Below are 22,542 nucleotides of genomic sequence, written 5' to 3'. Positions count from 1 at the left end.
TTGAAAAAATCAGCGAATCAGTGGTTAAAAACAGGATTGTTCGTTATGAAGCAATTGCTTTAGATTCAAAAAAACAAAACAAAAAAAAGGTTTTTTTAAAAGATTAGGTCAAAGAATTATCATTTTCATTAGGGAAAATAATCCAGGGCTTGAAGGTTTTGGCTTCTTCAAATTCTAGGAGGGCATAAGAAATAATGATAATAATATCGTCTCTTTGTACTTTTCTGGCAGCTGGACCGTTTAGGGTTATAATGCCTGAATTTTTTTCGCCTTTGATGGCATAGGTGTCAAAGCGTTCGCCATTGTTGATATTTACAATGAATACCCTTTCTCCTTCAATGATATTGGAGGCTTCCAGTAAAGCTTCGTCAATGGTAATGCTTCCGATATAATTTAAATCGGCTCCAGTTACTTTTACTCGGTGTATTTTTGATTTTACGACTTGAATTTGCATGCTACAAAAGTAAATTAATTTAATGAAATGGTGTCAATCAAACGAATATTGTTGATAAAAACAGCGATAAAAGCGCGGTAATTTTTATTTTTATTTTTTCTTACGCAAGGTAAAAGGGTTGCCTCATCAGCAATTACGAAATATTCTAATGTGAAATGAGTGTTCTTTTCGAATGATTTTTGAATCCATTTCGCTACAGATTTGGCGCTGTTTGTTTCAAATTTTTCTTTCGCAATAGTTAGCGTTTTATAGATTATGGCGGCTTCTTCTCTTTCTGGTGCTGATAAGCGTTCGTTTCGAGAACTCATAGCGAGATTGTTGGATTCTCTAAAAATGGGACAGCCAATTATGTTCACGTTTAAGTTGGTTTTAGCGACCATTTTTTTTACGATTTGCAATTGCTGAAAATCTTTCTCACCAAAATAAGCGTTTGTAGGTTCTACAATTTCAAAGAGACGTTTTACAATAGTCCCAACACCATTAAAATGGCCAGGTCTGAATTCTCCTTCCATTTGATTTTCTAATCCGTCAAAATCAAAAGATTGTGACAGGGGTTGTCCATCATAAATGTCAGCAACAGTTGGAGCATACAAGATGATTTCTGGACTCAAAGCGGTAAGTTTTTTAACATCTTCTTCTAATGTCCTTGGATATTTTGCTAAATCTTCCGGATTGTTGAATTGGGTAGGATTTACAAAAATACTCACTACTGTATTTTCATTTTCCAATAGCGATTTTTGCATTAAAGCCAAATGTCCTTGATGTAAAGCGCCCATAGTTGGAACAAATCCAATAGTGGAATTCGAAGTTTTGATAGATTTCAAATAGTCTCTCAAAGCTGCTTTTCCATAGAAAATATGCATGGTGGTATTATTAAAATTAAATGCAAACATAATATTTTAGTTAATAACTGCATAAATTTTTGTAATTTTGCGTGGTTTTTATTACCAATAAACTAAGTAAATTGCAATATGAAAGATAAGAGGATATTATATGTATCATCTGAAGTGGTGCCTTATCTCGCTGAAAATGAGGTTTCTTTAATGTCTTATGACGTGCCGAAAATGATTAATGATCAAGGAGGACAAATAAGAATTTTCATGCCTAGATATGGAAATATAAATGAAAGAAGACACCAATTACACGAAGTAATTAGGCTTTCGGGGATGAATTTGGTAGTAAATGACTTAGATATGCCATTGATTATAAAAGTGGCTTCAATTCCTAAAGAGAGGATACAAGTTTACTTTATTGATAATGATGAGTATTTCAAACGAAAAGCAACATTTGCAGATGAAGAAGGGGTTATGTATCCAGATAATGATGAGCGGGCTATTTTCTTTGCAAAAGGAGTTGTAGAAACCGTAAAAAAATTGAACTGGGTTCCGGATATTATTCATGTTCACGGATGGATGGCAGCAATGTTGCCTATTTACATGAAACATTTTTATAAAAACGAAGCTTTATTTTCAGAAACAAAGATTGTTACTTCCGTTTACAGCCAGTCTTTCGAAGGAACATTAGACCCAGAAATGATTAATAAGGTGAAGTTTGACGGTATTCCTAATGAAGCAATAGCTGATTTAGAAATTCCTGATTATGAAAACATTATAAAAGCAACCGTTATGCATTCGGATGCCGTAATTATTGCTTCAGAAAACCTGTCTTCAAGTTTAACAAAATTTATAGAATCTTCGGGTAAACCTTTTTTACCTTTCACCCCGAAAGACAAATTCGCGGAAGCGTATACTAATTTCTATAAAAACGAAGTTCTTTAAATTAAACTTTTATTATTAAATATGTACAATATTTCTTTTTTTAAGAAAATGCTTGTTTTAGCAAGCATCATTCTTTTGTATTCATGTGATAAAGATTATAATGCGATTGGTGGTGATTTAATTGGTGACAATCACTTTGATCTTAGCAAGTATACATCAAATGTAATAGCTTACAACCAAAAAATCGGACCGATTCAATCTAATAATTTGGCGGTTAATGCTTTGGGAATATATAAAAATCCCGCTTTTGGTACAACAAACGCAAATTTTGCTACACAATTGGTTTTGGCTTCCCCTAATCCAGAAATAGGTGCCAATCCGGTTATAGACAGTGTTTACTTAACGGTGCCTTATTACAGTACTTTAAAATCAACAAATGCAGATGGAAGCCATGAATACGAGTTGGATTCTATATATGGTGAAAGTAAAGCGAAAATAAAACTAAGTGTTTTTGAATCTGGATATTTCATGAGAGATTTAGATCCTATTGGAGGATTTCAAGAGCCTCAAAAATATTTTACGGATCAAAATGCTGATCTCGATAATGCTAAAGTGGGAAGTCGTTTAAATAATGATGTCAACTTAGCTCAGAATGATGGATTCTTTTTTGATTCTGAAGAAATTGTGGAAACAACCAAAGACGATGCAGGTAAAGTTACCACTACACGTTCAGTTCCTGCAATGCGCCTAAAATTAGATGCAAATTTTTTTAAGAATAAAATCATAAATGCTCCGGCAGGTAAATTGATTACAAATGATGTGTTCAAAGAGTATTTTAGAGGTTTGTATTTTAAAGTGGAAAAAGCAGATGGGAGCGATGGTAGTATGGCTATGTTGAATTTTAAATCAACAAATGCTAAAATTACTATAAAATACAAAGAAGATTTGGCCTCAACAACTGGAGGTTCTCCAACAAGAGTGGAAAAATCGATAGTTCTTAACCTGTCCGGTAATACGGTAAGTTTATTGGAACAGAGTAATACAAATACTGCTTATACTAATGCAATGATTTCTCCTGATACGTCATTAGGTGACGAAAAATTATATCTAAAAGGAGGGGAAGGTTCTCTGGCTATTTTGGATCTTTTTGATAAAAAAGATTTGAAAGGATATGATTCCAATGGAAATCTAACAGGTCCTAATGGCATTTCAGATGAATTAGACGATTTGAGAAATCTAGCTGATGGTAAAAAGTGGTTAATTAATGAAGCGAATCTTGTTTTCCATATTGATGCAAGTGCAATGGCAAATAGCCATGAGCCGAATAGAATTTATTTGTATGATTTAACAAATAATAGACCTCTTGTTGATTATTATGACGCATCAACGAATAGCAATCCTAAAAAAGCAAAAGGAATATTTGATGGTAATATAAATAAAGAAGTTGTGGCCAATGGTAGAGGGTTAAATTATAAAATCAGAATCACAAATCAGATACGAAATCTTATAATGAACGCCGATTCTACAAATGTTAAGTTAGGCCTTGTGGTTACAGAAGATATAAGTACTAGTGCTTCTTCCAAAATGAAAACTCCAAATGCATTTATTTCTCAAGCACCAAAAGCGAGTGTAATGAATCCATTAGGGACAATCCTTTATGGTGGAAAATCAACAGTTCCTGAGGACAAAAGATTAAAACTTGAAATTTTTTATACAAAACCTAATTAAGTAAAAAGTATGTGTGGAATTGTTGGATATATTGGTTATAGAGAAGCTTACCCTATTGTTATAAAAGGGTTGAAACGATTAGAATATAGAGGATATGATAGTGCTGGTGTCATGTTATATGACGGCGAGAACTTAAAAATCTCTAAAACTAAAGGTAAGGTTGCAGATTTAGAAGAGAGAGCATCTAAAGAAATTTCAATAAATGGAACGATAGGAATGGGGCATACGCGTTGGGCAACACATGGTGTTCCAAACGATGTTAATTCTCATCCTCATCTTTCTAATTCAGGTGATTTGGCAATAATTCACAATGGAATTATTGAAAATTATGCGCCTTTGAAAAAAGAATTAATAAAAAGAGGATACGTATTTCATTCTGATACCGATACTGAGGTACTTGTAAATCTTATAGAGGAAGTTCAGATAAAAGAAAAATTGAAAATTGGTAAAGCTGTTCAGCTCGCTTTGAACCAAGTGGTTGGCGCTTATGCGATTGCTGTTTTTGATAAAAAAAATCCGGATGAGATTGTTGCGGCACGTTTAGGAAGTCCTTTGGCAATTGGTGTAGGAGAAGGAGAATATTTTATTGCATCCGATGCCTCACCATTTATTGAATATACATCTAATGCTATTTATTTAGAAGATGGTGAAATGGCAAATATCAGATTGCATAAGCCAATGAAAGTTAGAAAAATTAAAGATGATTCTTTAGTTGATCCTTATATTCAAGAACTTCAAATGAATTTGGAGCAAATTGAAAAAGGAGGTTACGATCACTTTATGTTAAAAGAAATTTATGAACAACCTGATGTTATAAGAGATACATATCGCGGAAGGCTTCACGCAAATGAAGGAATTATTCAGATGTCGGGGGTTGAGGACAATTTAGAGAAATTCTTAAATGCTGACAGAATAATAATTGTGGCCTGTGGTACCTCATGGCACGCGGGTTTAGTGGCAGAATATATATTTGAAGAGTTTGCTCGAATTCCGGTAGAAGTAGAATATGCCTCTGAGTTTAGATATAGAAATCCTATAATAAACAGCCGCGATGTCGTTATTGCAATTTCACAATCTGGTGAAACGGCTGATACAATGGCAGCAATTAAGTTAGCCAAAGAACACGGAGCTTTTGTATTTGGGGTTTGTAATGTTGTTGGTTCTTCTATTTCGAGAGAAACTAACGCAGGTGCTTATACTCATGCTGGGCCTGAAATAGGTGTTGCATCGACAAAAGCATTTACTACACAAATTACTGTATTGACAATGATTGCGCTGCGTTTGGCGAAAGCCAAAGGAACAATGTCTAACACCGACTTTCACAGGTATTTGCAAGAATTAGAAATTATTCCTGAAAAAGTAAAAGAAGCTTTAGAAACAAATGATAGAGCAAAAGAAATTGCTTCTGTGTTTAAAGATGCTCCTAACTGCTTGTATTTAGGAAGAGGATATAACTTTCCTGTGGCTCTGGAAGGTGCATTGAAACTTAAAGAGATATCTTATATTCATGCTGAGGGCTATCCTGCCGCTGAAATGAAACATGGCCCGATAGCATTAATCGACGAACATATGCCTGTGGTGGTTATTGCTCCAAAGCAAGGTCATTATGATAAGATTGTAAGTAATATTCAGGAAATTAAATCCAGAAGTGGAAAAATTATTGCAGTGGTGACCAAAGGCGATACTCAGGTTCGTGAATTGGCGGATTATGTAATTGAAATTCCAGAAACATCAGATGCATTGTCTCCGCTAATCACTACGATTCCTTTACAACTTTTATCCTATCATATTGCCGTGATGAGAGGGTGTAATGTAGATCAACCCCGTAATTTAGCAAAATCAGTTACTGTAGAATAAAAGGCATATTAACTTTAAATAAAAAACCCTCGGAAGATTTTTCTTTCGAGGGTTTTTGTTTGCTTTTACTTGCCAATTTAAAAAATTACCATAAAAATGAATTTTTTTTCCTTTCATTCACTTTTATTGAATAGTTAAAAATTAAGAAAATTATTAAGATTAATGTATTTATTATATGCATGCATAGTGTTATTTTGATTTTTTACTTAATTTTTAACAAAAAATAAAAAACAAAAAATGTAGAATAAGTATAAATGAGTCAAAATCATTGATAATTATTAAATTTTAAAGGCTCTTTTTTATTAATATCAAAAATATTTGTACTTTGGCGTCATAAACCAACAAACTTTAACCCAATGAGAGTGTATTTACTTTTTTTGTCATTGTTTTTTTGTAGCCTAACTTTTGCTCAAAATTCAATTTCAGGCATTGTTACAGACAGTAACAATCAACCTATTCCTGGAGCCAACATCAAAATTGTTGGAGAAACCGCTGGTAGTATTACCGACATCGATGGAAGATTCACTTTAAATTCATCAAAAAAACCACCGTTTGTAATTATTGTTACAAGCGTAGGGTATGGTTCTCAAAAAGTTACGGTTTCATCAAATAATCAAAAAGTAGCGGTTAAACTTGCTGATGAAGAAACTAAACTGAATGAGATTGTAGTTTCTGCTTCAAGAACCCCAGAAAGAGTATTGGAATCTCCAGTTACAATTGAGAGAATGAATATTGCTGATATCAAAAAAACGGCATCTGCAACTTTTTATGATGGTTTAGAAAACTTGAAAGAAGTTCAGATGAATACAAGTAGTTTGTCTTTTAAATCAATAAACACACGTGGTTTTGCTACTGTAGCCAATACACGTTTTATGCAATTGGTTGACGGAATGGATAACTCTTCACCATTATTAAATTTCGTGTTAGGAAATATGATTGGTGTTTCAGAAATTGACGTTCAAAGTGTAGAGTTGTTGCCGGGAGCGTCATCTGCTTTATATGGTGCAAATGCTTTTAATGGTATTTTGTTTATGAATAGTAAAAGTCCATTTACAAGTCAGGGAATTACTGCTTATGCAAAATTTGGACAGACAAGTCAAGAAGCTGCAGGATCAAATGATTTCATTGATTATGGAGTAAGGATGGCTCATGCGTTCAGTTCGAAATTAGCTGGAAAAGTTAATTTTACTTATATGCGAGGTACTGATTGGTATGCTACAAACTATAATGACAAGACCCATTCTGGTATAGATAGAAGTAATGTAAATTATGATGGAATAAATGTATATGGTGATGAAGTTTCAACTAACATAAAAGGAGTTGGGCAAGCATTAGCTTCTTTAGGTTTAATATCTGGTGCAGCGGTAAATTTACTTCCAAATTATAATGTAAGTAGAACAGGGTATAATGAGGTAGATTTAACAGATAACAAAGCGAGTAATACAAAAATCGACTTCTCACTTCATTACAGACCTTTTGGAAATGAAAATTTAGAAGTGATATGGCAAAGTAAATTTGGTTTCGGAAATGCAGTATATCAAGGAGCCAATAGATATTACTTAAATAACTTTTTCATGCAACAGCATAAATTAGAGTTTAAAGGAAAAAACTTTTTTGTAAGAGGTTATACTACTACTGAAGATGGTGGAGAATCATACGATATGCTTTTTACAGGAATTAATATAAATAGAAAATGGAAAGATGATAAAACATGGTTTGGGCAATATGCAGGAGCTTATATTCAATCTACATTAGCAGGAATGACGCCTGAAAATGCGCATATAATAGCAAGGAATACTGCTGATACTGGAAGATTTCTTCCTGGTACTCCAGAATTTAAAGCTGCTTTTAATAGTGTTATTGCTGATCCAAGTGTGCTTTCGGGTTCAAAATTGGTTGATAATTCTAAAATATACCATTCTGACGCCAATTATAATTTTAAAGACATTATAAAATTTGCAGAAATCCAAGTTGGAGGGTCTTTCAGGCTTTATGAATTAAATTCTCACGGTAGAATTTATACGGATGCAAATGGGCCTATTAATTATAATGAATACGGTGCTTATGGCCAGTTAACAAAAAGATTCTTAGAAGATAGATTGAAATTTACAGGTTCTGTTCGTTATGATAAATCAAAAAATTTCGACGGTAGTGTTTCTCCAAGAATATCACTAGTATATTCAGGAGGAGAAAGTAAGAAACACAACTTTAGAGCTTCTTTTCAAACAGGTTTTAGAAACCCGTCAACACAAGATCAATACATTGGTTTTAATGTGGGAAGCGCCATATTGCTTGGTTCGGCTCCGGATAATTTAACAAGATATAGTGAAACTTTACCGGTTTCTACTGCAGTTGGTCAAGCTTTTGCCGGAGGATCATCTGTTGTTATGACTGGTTTGAATGCCTATAATAATTCGTATACCGCATCATCAGTACAGGCGTTTGGTGCATTGGCAGCTAGTGACCCTATTGCAGGATCAGCTTTGTTAAGAAAAACAAATGTAAATTATGTGAAACCAGAACAGGTGAAAGCATTTGAATTAGGATATCGTTCATTGATAAAAGATGTATCAATTGATATTAATGGGTATTATAATATTTACAATGATTTTATTGGGAATCTAAATGTTGTAGCTCCGTTTTATGGTACGGCAAATGATTCGCCAAATCCTCTAGCAGGACCAACAGATTCTGGAGTGCAATCATTACACGCGCTTCAAAATGGCAATTATAGAGCGTATCAATTATATACCAATACTAATATAGAAATCAAATCGCTTGGTTTTGGTCTTGGACTTTCTAAAAAAGTGTATAGAAATTTTGAAGCGGGTGTTAACTATAATTTCGCAGAATTTAATTTCGATCAAGAAAAAGACCCAAGTTTTGAAGCGGGCTTTAATACGCCGAAACATAGAGTAAAAGCATCATTTGGAAACGAAAAGTTATTTGATAATTTTGGATTTAACATAAGTGGAAGATGGAATAGTGAGTATTTGTGGCAATCTACAATGGTAGATGGTATGATCGATGCGGCTACTGTAATTGATGCTCAAGTTAATTATAATATGCCAAAATTAAAATCAACTCTTAAATTGGGAGCTTCAAATATTGGTGGAAAAGAATATACTCAAGTATTAGGTGCTGGATTAATAGGGCATCAATATTTTGCTTCTTGGACAATCAATCCTTAATTGAATCAATAATTTTAAAAAAACACAACCATGATAAAAAATTTCAAATGGCTACTATTGGTTTCTTTAAGCTTTGTAGCATGTAATAATGACGATGAAAATTCGACACCTGTTGAAGTTCCGGTAACATCTGGTACTGCAAGTTTTTCAAAATATGTAGCATTGGGTGATTCGTTCGCAGCGGGATATAGTGATGGGGCTCTTTTCAAAAAAGGACAAGAAGGTTCTTATGTAAATATATTAGCTCAGCAATTTACTACAGCTGGAGGAGGTGACTTCAAAACGCCTTTTACATCGGATAATTTAGGAGGATTGCTATTAGGTGGAAATGTAATTGCTGGTACTCGTTTGTACTTTAAAGTAAGTACTTCTTCTCCGGCTTCAGTAGCAGGAATTCCGACTACGGAGGTTACCAATCATGTGACGGGACCGTTTAATAATTTAGGAGTTCCGGGAGCAAAGAGTTATCATCTTGTAGCGCCAGGATATGGAAATGTTGCGGGTGTTGCCACGGGTGCTGCAAATCCTTATTTCGCGCGATTTGCCACTGCTTCTGGAACAACGGTTTTAGCGGATGCTTTAGTTCAAGTGCCTACTTTCTTTTCATTGTGGATTGGTGTTAATGATGTTTTGAGTTATGCAACATCCGGGGGTGTTGGTGTAAACCAAACAGGGAATTTAAATCCGGCTACTTATGGCGGTAATGATATAACAGATCCTAATGTTTTTGCAAGTGTTTACTCAAGCTTAGTTACTAATTTAACAGCCAACGGCGCAAAAGGAGTAGTTGCAAATCTTCCTTATGTAAATACACTTCCTTATTTTACGACCGTTCCTTACAATCCATTGACTGCTAAAGTTCTGGGTAGTGGTAGTGAAGCTGTAGGCCAAGCTACGATAGCTGCTTTAAATGCTCAGTTATACGGTCCGTTAAAACAAGCATTAACGGCATTTGGAGCAGGAGATAGAATTAACCTTCTTTCTACAACGGTTGCTAATCCAATGTTGATTAAAGATGAGTCTTTGGTAAATTTGTCTGCTCAATTAACAGCTGCTTTTACTCCAAGCTTGGGTGCGGCTACTGCTGCTTTTTACGGAAGCGTTTTTGGACAAGCCCGACAAGCTACTGCTGCGGATTTGGTTGTTTTGCCAACACAATCTGCCATAGGAGCAGCTCCTACTGCCAGTGATTCTGGTATTGGAATGGCACCTCCATCTCCTTTAAATAAATTCGGAATTACCTATCCATTACAAGATAAACATGTGTTAGTACCAACTGAAGTTGCAGAAGTAAAGGTTGCTACAGATGCTTATAATAGCTCTATAAAAACAATTGCTGATGCTAAAGGATTGGCTTTTGTTGATACAAAAGTGATTATGACTCAATTGTCAAGTGGGGGAATTGTAAGTAATAGTTTTACATTAACTTCTGCGTATGTAACTGGTGGAGCATTCTCACTGGATGGTGTTCACCCAAGTCCTAGAGGTTATGCATTAATTGCAAATGCATTTACGGCTGCAATTAACGCTAAATATTCTTCAACATTAAAACCGGTTGATTTAAGTCTTTATCCAATATTATATCCAGCAACAATTCAATAACTTTGTTTTTACAAGGCCTAAACCACCCATTTTATGATGCGGTGGTTTTTTATTTTATGCTAAAAATGGGTTTTTGTTTGTTTCAAAATGGTTTTAAAACAATTCATTAAAATTATCCTGTTTTTTATAAAAAAAATTATTGATTTTATATTTTAAAAATTTATCTTTGCGCACTGAAAAAAGTGTCTAATCGATGAGTTTCGATTGGTTCTGTTTCATAAACCTAAATAGCTATTTAATAAATACATAAGTAATGTCTAAAGTAATAGGAAAAGTTGCCCAGATCATTGGCCCAGTAGTTGACGTTGTTTTCAACGGTAAGGATGTTGAACTTCCAAAAATTTATGATTCATTAGAAATCACAAAAAAAGATGGTACTTTATTAGTACTTGAAGTACAATCTCACATTGGTGAAAACACAGTACGTACCATTTCGATGGACTCAACAGATGGTTTGAGTAGAGGTTATGAAGTGGTTGGAACAGGAAATCCTATCCAAATGCCAATCGGTGCCGATGTTTACGGTCGTTTATTCAACGTAATTGGAGACGCCATTGATGGTTTAGGTAATTTACCAAAAACAGGTGAAAACGGAATGTCAATTCACCGTCAAGCACCAAAATTCGAAGATTTATCTACTTCTTCTGAAGTTTTATTCACAGGTATTAAAGTAATTGATTTAATTGAGCCTTACTCAAAAGGGGGTAAAATTGGATTATTCGGTGGTGCTGGTGTTGGTAAAACAGTATTGATTCAGGAATTGATTAACAATATAGCAAAAGGGCACGGTGGACTTTCAGTATTCGCAGGAGTAGGAGAAAGAACACGTGAAGGAAATGACTTACTTCGTGAGATGTTAGAGTCAGGAATTATAAAATACGGGGATGAATTCATGCACTCTATGGAAAATGGAGGATGGGATTTATCTAAAGTTGATATGCCAGGAATGAGAGAGTCCAAAGCTACTTTCGTTTTCGGTCAAATGAATGAGCCACCAGGAGCTCGTGCTCGTGTGGCACTTTCTGGATTGTCTATCGCTGAATATTTCCGTGATGGTGCAGGTACTGATCAAGGGAAAGATGTATTGTTCTTCGTGGATAATATCTTCCGTTTTACACAAGCAGGTTCTGAGGTTTCGGCACTTTTAGGTCGTATGCCATCTGCGGTAGGCTATCAGCCGACTCTTGCTACTGAAATGGGTGCGATGCAAGAGCGTATTACATCAACAAACAAAGGTTCTATTACATCTGTACAGGCGGTTTACGTTCCTGCGGATGATTTAACTGACCCGGCTCCGGCTACAACATTTGCTCACCTTGATGCAACAACAGTATTGTCTCGTAAAATTGCTGAATTAGGTATTTATCCTGCAGTGGATCCATTGGATTCAACTTCAAGAATCCTTACGCCACAAATTTTAGGTGATGAGCATTATGACTGTGCTCAAAGAGTAAAAGAAATTTTACAAAAATACAAACAATTACAAGATATCATCGCGATCCTTGGTATGGAAGAATTATCAGAAGAGGATAAATTAGCCGTTTCAAGAGCGCGTCGTGTGCAACGTTTCTTATCTCAACCTTTCCATGTTGCTGAGCAATTTACAGGATTAAAAGGAGTTTTAGTTGATATTAAAGATACTATCAAAGGATTTAATATGATTATTGACGGTGAATTAGATCACTTGCCAGAATCAGCTTTTAACCTTAAAGGTACTATCGAAGAAGCTATCGAAGCTGGAGAAAAAATGTTAGCGGAAGCATAAATTAGTATTCAGTGTTCAGTCGCAGTATTCAGTACTGTGACTGTAAACTGTGACTGTAAACTAAAAACCATGATTTTAGAAATAGTATCACCAGAAGCGAAATTATTTTCAGCAGAAGTGACTTCGGTTACATTGCCAGGAGTTGATGGAAGCTTTCAAATTTTGAATAATCACGCACCAATCGTTTCTATTTTAGGAAAAGGAGTTGTGAAAATTGCAGCTTCTAATTTTGCTTTTGCAAAAGAAATAGCAAGTAAATTTACAAAGCTTGATGACCAAAATTATACGCTGGCAATCACTTCAGGGACAATTGAAATGAAAGACAATAAAGTTATTATTTTAGCAGACTAAAGTAATTTCGATTATAAAAAATGAAGGCCTAACACAATCGTTAGGCTTTTTTTATGTCCAATCCCAAAGCATAATATTCCAAACAATTCCATTTTCTTCATAATTATCTATCGTTTTGAAACCAACCGCCTCATGTGCTTGCATGGAACGAAGGTTTATAGCAGCAACTTCTGTTATTAGATAATCAAATTCATGTTGTAGTTCCTCTCTGTAAAAATGATAGAGTCCTCGGAATATTCCTTGTTTTCTATAATTTTTATCTACGCAAATTTGGCCCATTACAACGTATGTTTTATCCTTGGGTACTAATTCATCAATTCTTTCAAACATGGGGATAAGAACCTTAATTTCATTTCTAAAGTCAGAAAGCATTACCAAAGCAAAACCAACCACTGTATTATTATCCTTGGCTATAATATGTGCACAAGCTGCATTCATTTGTTCTAATAATGCAACAGTATGTTGTACAGTGACAAATCCCTCTTGAAGTTTTTCTTCAGAAGTTATATTTTGGGGACTATTTTGTAATTGAAGTGTTCTGATTTGTTCTAGTTCGTCTAGAGTTGACGCTCTTTTATAAGTTATGGATTTCATTTGATTTTATTGATCACGGATTAATTAATTGGTATTTTTCTATCTGTAATTATAAAATTAGGAAATCTTAGATTATGCTTAACAAATTTTTATTTTTATTTTATAATTAGTTTCGAATTAATTTCGGCATAATACTTTTCATTATATTTTGCTGCAATTACAAGGGCTCCAGAAATTAAGATAAGATTTTTAATTATGTATTGGCCAACCAGAGTAGGACAGTAGGGAAAAGCGTCAAAACATATTGTTTTTAGTATAAAAATGGGAAAAAATGTAACAGCCATATGCATCAATAACAATACAATTGTATAAGGAATGAATCGTTTTATGAGCAAACCAAGACCTATAATTACTTCGCAAATGCCAAGAATTGGAATAAATATTTCTGGTTTAAACCAATAAACAGTTTGTTCTACCAGATCATCTGCAGAACTCATACCGAAAATTTTCAAAGCACCAAACCAGATGTAAACTATTGCCAGAGAAATTCGCATCATATTGACACTGTGTTTTTCCATTTTTTTACTAAATCTAAAATAAAGGAGGTTGAATGTTGGTTTCATAATAATGTTTAATATTCGTTTTTTTAGAGTCAAAATTGGAAGTTTATTATTATTTCCAATTGAATAGCATCATATTGCAGGAATTTTAGTTTTTTAAATATACTTTAAACTAAATTTTTATAGAAAGCGTCCCTGAAAATGTTCTTCCGTCTGATGGCCAAATCCCTGGACCTGGGTAGAATTGAGGTCGTTTAGTGAAATAATGCTCATCTAAGATATTGTTAGCGTTGATTTGAAATTTGATCTTATCAGTCAATCGTATTGCAAGATTTAAATCGAGTAACTGATAGGAAGGAACTATACCACTCGCACCACTTATTGACGGTTCAGTCGTATTAATGGCGTCAGCAAAACTATCGGAAGTGTAACTGTAAAGTGCCGAAAGGCTAACGACAGAGTACTTAAGGGTAAATCCATTTCTACTAATCCAATTAGGAACACTTTCTACTTTATTTCCACTAACATTAGTATTTGTATTGCCAGATTTTATTATTGCATCCAGATACTTTGCATCCATATAGGAAGTGGAAGTAAACACGGATAAACTAGCTTGGTTTCCTAAATAGAAATCTTTTTGTAAGAATAACTCAACTCCTTTGGTTCTGGAATTCCCTATGTTTGTTTTGAAAACAATCAGGTCACCTTGTGAATTGGTTTGCGCAATTGTTCCTAATCGATTATTGTACTGAAGATAAAAACCAGTTACATCCCATTTTAAAGACTTCCATTTGCCTCTAAAACCAGCTTCAGCATTATAACCGTAAGCATCTTTTAGATTTTTATCTGAGACTTCGTAAATAGAAGCCGGAATAATATCTTTTAAAATTACAGGGCGATAGGCTTGTGATACACCCCCATAAAAATTTATATTTTCGGTTAAATCATATTGTACACTTACACCAAATAACGGGAATTTATGTTTGATGGTGTTTGGTAACTCGGCATCTGAATAGTAAGTGGTAGTGCCTGTCATATTTGTTTCGCCAATTTCTATTCTTGCTCCAGTGTTAACGGAAAATTTATTGGAGAGTAGCCAACGGTTTTCAGCAAATACAGCAATATTATTTGTTTTGTAATGAAGATCTCTTCCCCATCCAGGAGTGACTAATGATAAATCAAAGTCAGTCCCGGTTGTTCCTTTTCCTTGTTGTTGGCGATGTAAATCGTTATTCATGAGCTGAATCCCTGTTGTAAACGTGTTGGTACGTTCCAAAATTTTATAGGAGTGAAGTCCTCTTAACTCTGTTGTGTAGCTATTAAAATGATCGATATCAACTTGGCGATTGGTGTATTGAAGTGTTGTGGCTGAAATGGCATCTTCAATTGTTACGGGTTTGTCAAACATTACACTGTTTCTCGCTCCAATAACAGCTGATGATGTAAGTTGTAATTGCGTTTTTGGATTGATTTTCCAATCTATCGTCATCGAAGGAATATGGATGTTAGGATTGTAATAATTTCTAGAGCGAGTTGACATTTTTGGATTGCTATTAAACATTGCATCCGTAAGAGGACCCGCAAGATGAGTGATATAATTGGAATGTGTCCATTCTAATTTGAAATGTAGATTTTTTGATGCATCATAGAATAAAGAAACTGCTTCTGAGCCATACTGTGAGTCACTATTGTCCCGGTAGCCTGAAATCCATTTTTTGTTTAACCAAGTAGAGTACCTGAATTTGTCAATTTTGCCAGATGCTCCATTATAAGTACTAACCAATCCATAAGAACCAATCGTATTAATAGTTTCAAAAGTAAAGGCCTTGGTTGTGTCTGGTTGTTTACTAATATAATTAAGCATGCCGCCAAACTGTGCGCCGTATTGTAAAGAACCAGTTCCTCTCACTAATTCTATTCGTTCTACGGCTTCCATAGGAATGTTGTAGTGGCTGGCAGGATAGCCATACATGTCAGAGTTGGTAATGATACCATCTTTACGGATGTTAAATTCCCAACCACGGTGCGGGTCAAGGCCACGAGTAGAAATGTTCATTTGATTGCCTGTACCATCCATATCATACACAAAAACACCTGGAACTTTGGCAAAAATTTGTCTGCCGTATTTCTCAGTCAAAGCAACATTTTTTTGAGTCAGGTCAATCACCTCATTCTTTTTACCGGAATAGATGTACGTTCCTTGTATGGGGGCTAGTCTAAGAATATCCGGATTTATACCTCCTGCTTCAACTTTTACAGTATTTAGATTATGAATTTTTGTAGAATCTATTGGTGTTTGAGCCAGTATTGGTAATGTAAAAAACAAGACTGTTAATATAAGTATGGATGGTCTCATTTTGTCATTTTTGAGGATGAAAACCTGTTTAATATTAAATAATTTGGTCGTAATTTTAATTTTTAAAGGTGCTGATATTAAATCATTTTCTTCAAATTAAAGCAAGAATATGTTCTTACTTACTCATGTTACGCAAAAAAAACATCAAAACGGCATTACGCAGCTCTAGGTGTTGATAACTTTTGAAGTTCAGCATAAGCAGCTTGTTGAGCTGCTAAATAGATTTGAGCTTTCATTGCAAAATGATTTTTGTTAGTTCTTTGTTTTAGCCATTCTAATTTTATGTAAGCCACGATGGATAATACATAATGGTTCATTTGAGTTTTGATTGTTTTTGTTGGTGATTTTGCAAAACCGGTATTACTTTTTATAGATTTATGATACTCTTCCACTCCCCACCGTTTTTTGTAGATTGTAGTGATTTGGTCATACGATAAGTTTAAATCACTACAAGCCAAGTACAACTCGCCGACTGTATCATTCTCGTTTTTGAAAACTTGCTTTGTAAGCAACAGCGGAAAATCTAATTCTTCGAACCAAACCTCCACGGTCTGCTGTCCTGGTTGTAGTGTTTCAATACTTATGTACTCTTTATTGTGTTTGTTTTCCAATGACAAAGCTACTTTACGATTGCTTTTTAGAGCCATTATAAAGTCTGACTTTGATTCTTTTTTGCAACAATTCATATTCTCGACCGAACTGTACCAACTATCGGCTAAAACGTAATCAAATCTAAATTTTCCACAGCATTCACGCAACATTTTTCTAAATAATTCATTTTTAGTGGTGCTGCTTTTTCGTTTTTTCTTGCCCGTTTTAAGGTCAATATTCCATAAATCTTTTTATGACAGTCCGCAATATGTTCCAAAGGATAAAATATGGCACACAGATAACACGGATTGAACGGATTTTGCACAGATTTAAATAACAGTTTGATTCATCAAGTAAAAAAATCCGTGTAAATCGGTATAATCTGTGGGCTAATATTTATGCTTTATAAATGTACAAACGACGAAAATTGTATTCGAAATGATTTTAGTCCGCATTTACGGATAGTCATAAATCTTTTTTCACAAACTCAACACCACAAGGCAGTCGCATACCACCAACTTCTACCAAAGCCGTCAAAAAATTAACGCCTTTTACCGACCTACCAAACACATGGTCAAAATGCCAACAATTGAGTTCGCTCTCATCTGTGTATCGTTTTTCTTCTATCGAATCATCAAAACTCAAGGTTATAATATCTTTCGACTGAGTCATTTCTTGTACATAAACTTTGGATTGTTTCCATAAAAATTTACTGTTGTAATCTCCTTTAGACAACTCCCTTGTGATTTTATCATGCTTAATTGATAGCAAATGAGCCATACCCGTTGAGGTGGCATAAGAACTCGAACTTATCAAATAATCACTGTACAGATCTGCAAAGTTTTTCATCTTTTTAGGAGCTTGAAGTTATCAACTTTTCAAATGTTAAAACTATGAAATTTCATGGTCCTTTTACGTAACGTGAGTTATTTATAATAAAAGCCTAACAGATTTCCAACGTCTGTTAGGCTGTAGTTAATAAAATGAGATGTAAAACAAACCATTAAACAAATTATCAACCTTACTATTTACGCTATTCTGCGCCATCCGTAGTGGCTCTTGCAACGGCAAAGCTGCCTACTTTTTCGCCTAATTGAAGTCCTTTTTCACAATCGCTTCTATAATGAATAGCGCCAAACATTCTAGAATCAGAGGCTTGTTTTGCCATAGCTTTGAAGCTTTCTGCTTTTGCAGGAACAATATGCGATAAAATCGCACAGGCAGCACCACTAAAGGTAGAGTGTCCTGATACATAAGCAGGGAAATTAGGAACTCCAGTCAATGTTTTTATTGATGGATCCATCTGACATGGTCTTGGATTAAAGTAAAAATACTTTGCATCCCAACAGCTGATAGCAGCATCCATCATCGCAATATTTAATAATGCCATATTTCTTGCCCATCGTACTTCACTATAATTTTGTTCTACAAATGACTCTGATGCAATAGCATTCCAGTGGCCAGGTGGTGTATAAGTTCCTACACCATCAGCCCAAAAAGTAACAATTTCCATGTTCTTTCTAGATGGATTTTCACTATAGCTTTTTATTTCAGCTAATTCTTTTGCAAATTGTTCTGATTTTGTAGAAGGTGGCGGAACCGGGCGACTGGCAACAACCATTTCAGGAGTCATTATAAATGACTTTACTTTTCCAAATAATGGTAACATTGGAGGTCTTGCAGGTAAATCTAATGACAACCATGGTGTTTCTCCAGTAGCCGCAGTTTGCGTTTCTAATTGTGTCCAAAGCACTTGATTTCCTATAGCAGCTCCAGTTCCATCAGTAGAGGCTCGGGCAATAAATTTAGCGGCAATTTTTCTGCCTAAAATAATTCCTGCATCAACATCACTTCGAACATTGGCGCCACTGATAATGCGATATAGTTTTTGTTCCTCTGCTTTTCCGTCAATGTATGCGATTTCAGTTGGGAACAATAATTTTAATAATTCAACAGTAACTCCCGCTAAAACACCATCTTCTGATGGGTATGAAGGCATAGTGCTTTTTGGGATTAAAACTTGTAAATTGGCGTCTACCGTAAAAGGCGCTGCTCTGTTGTATAATTTTTTATAATGCCAAGTGGCAATCATGGCATCGTATTGTGCGGCACTTACATAGGCATAAGCTCTTGCTGCATAAGGAGGATTTGAAAATGGAAATTGCGGATTCGCAAAAGGATTCGCCGCAGATGGTGCAGGATAGGTTCCGTCTTCATTTTGATAAGGAGGTCGGTTGTGTCTTGCCACTAAAGTTCGCATGATTTCATTCCAGCGTAAAACGCCACCAGCGCTCCAATATTTTATTATTCTTTTTTGATCTTCTGATATATTGACTTGGTAGCTTTTTATTTCATTGATTTCTCTTGTGAAGGCTGGCGTATTTGTGGCAACGGGTGCATCAAGTGGGAATTCGTTTGGAGTTGTTAATAAAAAAGTTTTCCAAGTTCCGGCTAAATCGTCTGTATTGGTAGGATTTAAAGCGTGAAATTGTTCGTTTTTTTCAGTAATATCATCACTACACGAATAAGTACAGGCAAGAAATAAAGCCAGAAGAGTAGTATAGGCTGTTTTTTGTATATTATTTTTCATCTTGTTTGTTCGTTTTTTTTAAATTAATCACATAAAATAGACCTCCATAGAAGGTGTCCGATTTCCCAACGTTTCTTCCTTCTACTACATAGTTATAACCACCTACAAGAGATAATTCAGGTATTTTTTTAAATGTATATTTAGAACTAACACCATATTTTAACGCATTCATGGTGTTGCTTGGAAAAGGCATATTGTTTTTTGCAATGTCAAATCCTCCAGACTGAGTTACCCAATTGTCTATAACAAATTCGGCTATTAATCTATTAGAACGATAACCTGCTCTGAAATTTACTGAAATGGCATCAGGCATATCGACTTCGTTTGTATAATGGATTTCGTCAGTTAGATAAGCATTTCTATCGATGGTTATGTTCGCTCTTTTTACATAAGCGCCAGAAAATGTAGTAAAGAAATTTCCTCTCTGATAATCTCCCATTAATCGCAATGAAGCTGTTCTGCTACGTAAACCAAGGCTCAACGGTAAATAATCAGCAGGATAATCGGATAGGGGAGTTGTAAAACTTCCCAATGCATAAATGGAATAGGTTGACTGGCCAACTGTTTTTTCCAAAGGCATGTATTTTAGCGTAAGCGAAAGATCTTGTATTCCCTTTTGACCTTTCATGGTTCCGGCAGAAGCATTAGTTTCTACATACGGCACACTAAAAATAGCATTTAATTTATCTGAGATACCATAATTTCCCATAAGTCCAATGGATTTTGTCGATACGGTACCAAGATTTAGATTCTCTCTTTTAAGAGACCCTTCCCAGTATTGATCCCAGCTACTGTATTGATATATTGCTCCAACGCAAAAATTGTTTTTACTCATCATGATACCGTCAATATCTGTTTGAGCATTCATGAAAATAGGTGCTAATAGGAAGCAACTCAGGTAAAATTTTTTCATTTTTAGTAAAAAGGTTAGTTGTTAATGGTATTTGTTTGGTTTGATTTATTGATGCTTTAGCATAAGTGCATTTGTTTATTGCATAGTAACAGGTTTGCATATAATTGAATTCTGACTTTTGTCAGGAAAAATTATCTTATTAAGTTTTACTTTAGTAATAGTAGCACTCCCTTCTTTTATTTTAAGAAATTGATTAGGCTTTATGTTTTTAAAGACTTGTGTTTTTCGGGTTTTGGACCATGTAATCATTATTTCATCAATACTGTTGGCTTGACCGATACCTATTTCTCTTCTCAGTGCTGATGCTCCAAAACTTCCGCCAGAGTTTACTTCTCTGTACACAACTCTTTTAATGCCATTTTCTTTAAAGCTGATCTTAATTCGTGTGCCAATTGCAGAGCGGTTTGTGTTTGTCCCTTCTAATTGTAGCTTGATCCAACGGTTCGTATTCTGACCTGGGTTTAAGTATAGGGAATTGTTGAAAGAATCACCAATATAGGCGCCACCCACTTCTATAAAAATATCGGCATCACCATCATTGTCTAGATCATTAATGGCAACTCCATGGCCTTTCTGTAAATTACCAACTCTACCGGAAACGGTAACATCAGCAAATTTGCCATCACCCATGTTTCTGAAAAGACGATTTGGAACAAGTGATTTATAATCGGGATTCCCAGTTCCCAAATACATGTCTAGATAGCCATCATTGTCAATGTCTCCAAAGTTAGAACCCATTGCAAATACAGATTTATTTAAACCTGCTTTTTCAGAAACATTGGTAAATGTACCATCGTGATTATTGTGGTATAAATACATTTTACTGGCTTTGTTAGGAATGTTTAATGCTTCTGTGCCGGCAGTATAAGCAACGCTAAAATCAAATTTATAACCACATACAAAAAGATCTTGCCATCCATCATTGTCATAATCCCAAAACCAGGTTGGAAATGTTCCGACTTTTATATCTGCTAAACCAGCTTTTTGCGTTACATCTTCAAATTGAGGAATACCATTTTTTATTCCCGTGTTTTTGAGCAGGGTTTTTCTTTCTCTATTACCCGATACATACAAATCTTCTAGACCATCATTGTTATAATCACTAGCTGTAACTCCTTTTACAAAATCTACAACTGCACAATTTGCTTTAACCGAAACTTCTTTAAAAGTGCCATCTTGATTGCTGATGTACAATTCGCAAGGATTAATTTCATTTAATTCTGCTCTGCTTTCATTGCCAATAAATAAATCCAGCCATCCATCATTATTAAAATCTTTCCATACCCCGGTTTGCGTGGGATGTTCAGAATATAAACCACTTTTGATCGTTACATCGGTAAAGGTATTATCGCCGTTATTTCTTAACAAAGAGTTGGGTTGCTTTCCGTAATTTCCCATCCATGCGCCTCTTAAAACAAAAACATCGATATCGCCGTCATTGTCATAATCAGCCTGAATCATGTTTAACCCTCCTTTAAAACGCCCTAATTCGGACTTTTTTGAGGAATCGATAAATCCCCCTTTTTTATCGTTTTGATAATAGTGCATGGTGCCATTTAAACTCCAATCGGAAGTTACGAGATCCAAATAATTATCATTATTAAAATCGTCCATAATAATTCCACCTGCCATATTTCGGTTATTAACCCCTAAATTGGGTGCTACATCTGTAAAAGGCTTAATGGCATAATTAGAGTTGTCTTTGTCTAAGTTCGGAATAAGCCATTTAGCAGGAACTTTTGATGGGTATTCGCCCAGTGTCATATAGGCAATATTTAGCAGCCATCTCGACTCGTAATCCTCAGGAAAGGTATTTAAAAGAAGTTCATAAACTGCAATCGCCTTTTTAGAGCCCAACTGTTTTAGGTGTATTCCTGAATTTCTAATGGGCATGATACAGGATTCAGTCGAATGATTGGTAACACAGTTTTGTCTTTCGCCTAAACGCATATAGGAGAGTGCCATACTTCGTAATACTTCTGGGCTATTATCATTTGACAGGCCTATTCTCTGAATAATAGATTCAAAAGCAGCTACTGCTTCGCTTTCTTTTCCTAGTTTTAAAAGGCTGTTTCCTTTGTAAAAAGTAGCTATAAATCGGTTATTGGTTTCGGCTGGTGCAGTTGATAATGAATCAAAAAAAACTAATTCTGCTTCAGGGCAAAAAGGATTGTCTTTGACACTAAACTGCTTGTATTTTGCAGCTAAAATCTCGACCATTTTGTCATTAGGGTTTCTGAAATAATCACATGATTGTATTAAAAAAGAAAGAAATAACAGTACGAGTATAGATATGGTTTTCATTTTCATTAATTAAAAATTTAGGTTCCTT

17 protein-coding genes are annotated in these 22,542 nt (G+C 34.9%); 7 read left to right on the top strand and 10 right to left on the bottom strand.

From position 1 onward, the window contains the following. Positions 1-103: 103 nt before the first annotated feature. Together panD and panC are read right to left on the bottom strand one after the other, a co-directional pair. A complete protein-coding gene (gene panD / locus FNW38_RS03785) occupies positions 104-454 on the bottom strand; it encodes an aspartate 1-decarboxylase (protein WP_143387146.1) in 351 nt (116 codons plus the stop codon). A 14-nt stretch (positions 455-468) separates the two neighbouring features. Beyond that, positions 469-1,347: a pantoate--beta-alanine ligase gene (panC, locus tag FNW38_RS03780; RefSeq protein ID WP_144064477.1), complete on the bottom strand. Its 879-nt coding sequence runs from the start codon at positions 1,345-1,347 to the stop codon at positions 469-471. A gap of 78 nt (positions 1,348-1,425) precedes the next feature. Between panC and FNW38_RS03775 the strand changes: the two genes are divergently transcribed. The 7 genes from FNW38_RS03775 to FNW38_RS03745 all read left to right on the top strand — a co-directional run bounded on the left by FNW38_RS03775 (position 1,426) and on the right by FNW38_RS03745 (position 12,666). Next, positions 1,426-2,232 (top strand): glycogen/starch synthase, encoded by an 807-nt coding sequence (locus FNW38_RS03775; RefSeq protein ID WP_143387150.1) that lies wholly within the window; start codon positions 1,426-1,428, stop codon positions 2,230-2,232. A gap of 21 nt (positions 2,233-2,253) precedes the next feature. After that, positions 2,254-3,900, top strand: a complete 1,647-nt coding sequence (locus FNW38_RS03770; protein ID WP_144064476.1) for a DUF4270 domain-containing protein — start codon at positions 2,254-2,256, stop codon at positions 3,898-3,900. A gap of 9 nt (positions 3,901-3,909) precedes the next feature. Continuing rightward, the gene (gene glmS, locus FNW38_RS03765; RefSeq protein WP_143387153.1) at positions 3,910-5,757 is read left to right on the top strand and encodes a glutamine--fructose-6-phosphate transaminase (isomerizing); all 1,848 of its coding nucleotides are present in this window, start codon (positions 3,910-3,912) and stop codon (positions 5,755-5,757) included. Positions 5,758-6,113: 356 nt separating this feature from the next. After that, a complete protein-coding gene (locus FNW38_RS03760; RefSeq protein ID WP_144064475.1) occupies positions 6,114-8,948 on the top strand; it encodes a TonB-dependent receptor domain-containing protein in 2,835 nt (944 codons plus the stop codon). Positions 8,949-8,978: 30 nt separating this feature from the next. Beyond that, positions 8,979-10,550, top strand: coding sequence for an SGNH/GDSL hydrolase family protein (locus FNW38_RS03755; protein ID WP_143387156.1), 1,572 nt, complete (start codon positions 8,979-8,981; stop codon positions 10,548-10,550). Between the two features lie 253 nt (positions 10,551-10,803). Further along, the gene (gene atpD / locus FNW38_RS03750) at positions 10,804-12,315 is read left to right on the top strand and encodes a F0F1 ATP synthase subunit beta (protein WP_073204939.1); all 1,512 of its coding nucleotides are present in this window, start codon (positions 10,804-10,806) and stop codon (positions 12,313-12,315) included. Positions 12,316-12,384: 69 nt separating this feature from the next. Next, the gene (locus tag FNW38_RS03745; RefSeq protein WP_143387158.1) at positions 12,385-12,666 is read left to right on the top strand and encodes a FoF1 ATP synthase subunit delta/epsilon; all 282 of its coding nucleotides are present in this window, start codon (positions 12,385-12,387) and stop codon (positions 12,664-12,666) included. A 51-nt stretch (positions 12,667-12,717) separates the two neighbouring features. Here the strand turns inward: FNW38_RS03745 and FNW38_RS03740 are convergent, their stop codons facing one another. The 8 genes from FNW38_RS03740 to FNW38_RS03705 form a co-directional block, all read right to left on the bottom strand. Beyond that, the gene (locus tag FNW38_RS03740) at positions 12,718-13,260 is read right to left on the bottom strand and encodes a GNAT family N-acetyltransferase (protein WP_143387159.1); all 543 of its coding nucleotides are present in this window, start codon (positions 13,258-13,260) and stop codon (positions 12,718-12,720) included. 95 nt (positions 13,261-13,355) lie between these two features. Beyond that, entirely contained in the window at positions 13,356-13,778 is a 423-nt protein-coding gene (locus FNW38_RS03735) for a DoxX family membrane protein (protein ID WP_235890143.1), read from the bottom strand. A 154-nt stretch (positions 13,779-13,932) separates the two neighbouring features. Then, positions 13,933-16,116: a TonB-dependent receptor family protein gene (locus FNW38_RS03730; protein ID WP_144064474.1), complete on the bottom strand. Its 2,184-nt coding sequence runs from the start codon at positions 16,114-16,116 to the stop codon at positions 13,933-13,935. Between the two features lie 155 nt (positions 16,117-16,271). Next, complete coding sequence (locus tag FNW38_RS03725) at positions 16,272-16,943, bottom strand: transposase (protein WP_262710395.1); 672 nt, start codon at positions 16,941-16,943, stop codon at positions 16,272-16,274. 229 nt (positions 16,944-17,172) lie between these two features. Then, complete coding sequence (locus FNW38_RS03720) at positions 17,173-17,556, bottom strand: hypothetical protein (RefSeq protein ID WP_185963073.1); 384 nt, start codon at positions 17,554-17,556, stop codon at positions 17,173-17,175. A 184-nt stretch (positions 17,557-17,740) separates the two neighbouring features. Then, positions 17,741-19,297, bottom strand: coding sequence for a phosphatase PAP2 family protein (locus FNW38_RS03715; RefSeq protein WP_143387242.1), 1,557 nt, complete (start codon positions 19,295-19,297; stop codon positions 17,741-17,743). Then, positions 19,287-20,210: a hypothetical protein gene (locus FNW38_RS03710; protein ID WP_143387241.1), complete on the bottom strand. Its 924-nt coding sequence runs from the start codon at positions 20,208-20,210 to the stop codon at positions 19,287-19,289. The genes FNW38_RS03715 and FNW38_RS03710 overlap by 11 nt, the downstream gene beginning before the upstream one ends. A gap of 75 nt (positions 20,211-20,285) precedes the next feature. After that, entirely contained in the window at positions 20,286-22,514 is a 2,229-nt protein-coding gene (locus tag FNW38_RS03705; protein ID WP_144064991.1) for an FG-GAP-like repeat-containing protein, read from the bottom strand. Positions 22,515-22,542 lie beyond the last annotated feature (28 nt).

This window comes from Flavobacterium gawalongense (assembly GCF_007097265.1).
Taxonomy (GTDB): Bacteria; Bacteroidota; Bacteroidia; order Flavobacteriales; family Flavobacteriaceae; genus Flavobacterium; species Flavobacterium gawalongense.
The sequence above is the reverse complement of the archived record's forward strand: the minus strand, read 5'-3'. Positions and strand labels throughout refer to the sequence as shown.

Coding starts and splice junctions, on each gene's coding strand:
- panD (WP_143387146.1), bottom strand. CDS start 454: ATGCAAATTCAAGTCGTAAAATCAAAAATACACCGAGTAAAAGTAACT.
- panC (WP_144064477.1), bottom strand. CDS start 1,347: ATGTTTGCATTTAATTTTAATAATACCACCATGCATATTTTCTATGGA.
- FNW38_RS03775 (WP_143387150.1), top strand. CDS start 1,426: ATGAAAGATAAGAGGATATTATATGTATCATCTGAAGTGGTGCCTTAT.
- FNW38_RS03770 (WP_144064476.1), top strand. CDS start 2,254: ATGTACAATATTTCTTTTTTTAAGAAAATGCTTGTTTTAGCAAGCATC.
- glmS (WP_143387153.1), top strand. CDS start 3,910: ATGTGTGGAATTGTTGGATATATTGGTTATAGAGAAGCTTACCCTATT.
- FNW38_RS03760 (WP_144064475.1), top strand. CDS start 6,114: ATGAGAGTGTATTTACTTTTTTTGTCATTGTTTTTTTGTAGCCTAACT.
- FNW38_RS03755 (WP_143387156.1), top strand. CDS start 8,979: ATGATAAAAAATTTCAAATGGCTACTATTGGTTTCTTTAAGCTTTGTA.
- atpD (WP_073204939.1), top strand. CDS start 10,804: ATGTCTAAAGTAATAGGAAAAGTTGCCCAGATCATTGGCCCAGTAGTT.
- FNW38_RS03745 (WP_143387158.1), top strand. CDS start 12,385: ATGATTTTAGAAATAGTATCACCAGAAGCGAAATTATTTTCAGCAGAA.
- FNW38_RS03740 (WP_143387159.1), bottom strand. CDS start 13,260: ATGAAATCCATAACTTATAAAAGAGCGTCAACTCTAGACGAACTAGAA.
- FNW38_RS03735 (WP_235890143.1), bottom strand. CDS start 13,778: ATGGAAAAACACAGTGTCAATATGATGCGAATTTCTCTGGCAATAGTT.
- FNW38_RS03730 (WP_144064474.1), bottom strand. CDS start 16,116: ATGAGACCATCCATACTTATATTAACAGTCTTGTTTTTTACATTACCA.
- FNW38_RS03720 (WP_185963073.1), bottom strand. CDS start 17,556: ATGAAAAACTTTGCAGATCTGTACAGTGATTATTTGATAAGTTCGAGT.
- FNW38_RS03715 (WP_143387242.1), bottom strand. CDS start 19,297: ATGAAAAATAATATACAAAAAACAGCCTATACTACTCTTCTGGCTTTA.
- FNW38_RS03710 (WP_143387241.1), bottom strand. CDS start 20,210: ATGAAAAAATTTTACCTGAGTTGCTTCCTATTAGCACCTATTTTCATG.
- FNW38_RS03705 (WP_144064991.1), bottom strand. CDS start 22,514: ATGAAAACCATATCTATACTCGTACTGTTATTTCTTTCTTTTTTAATA.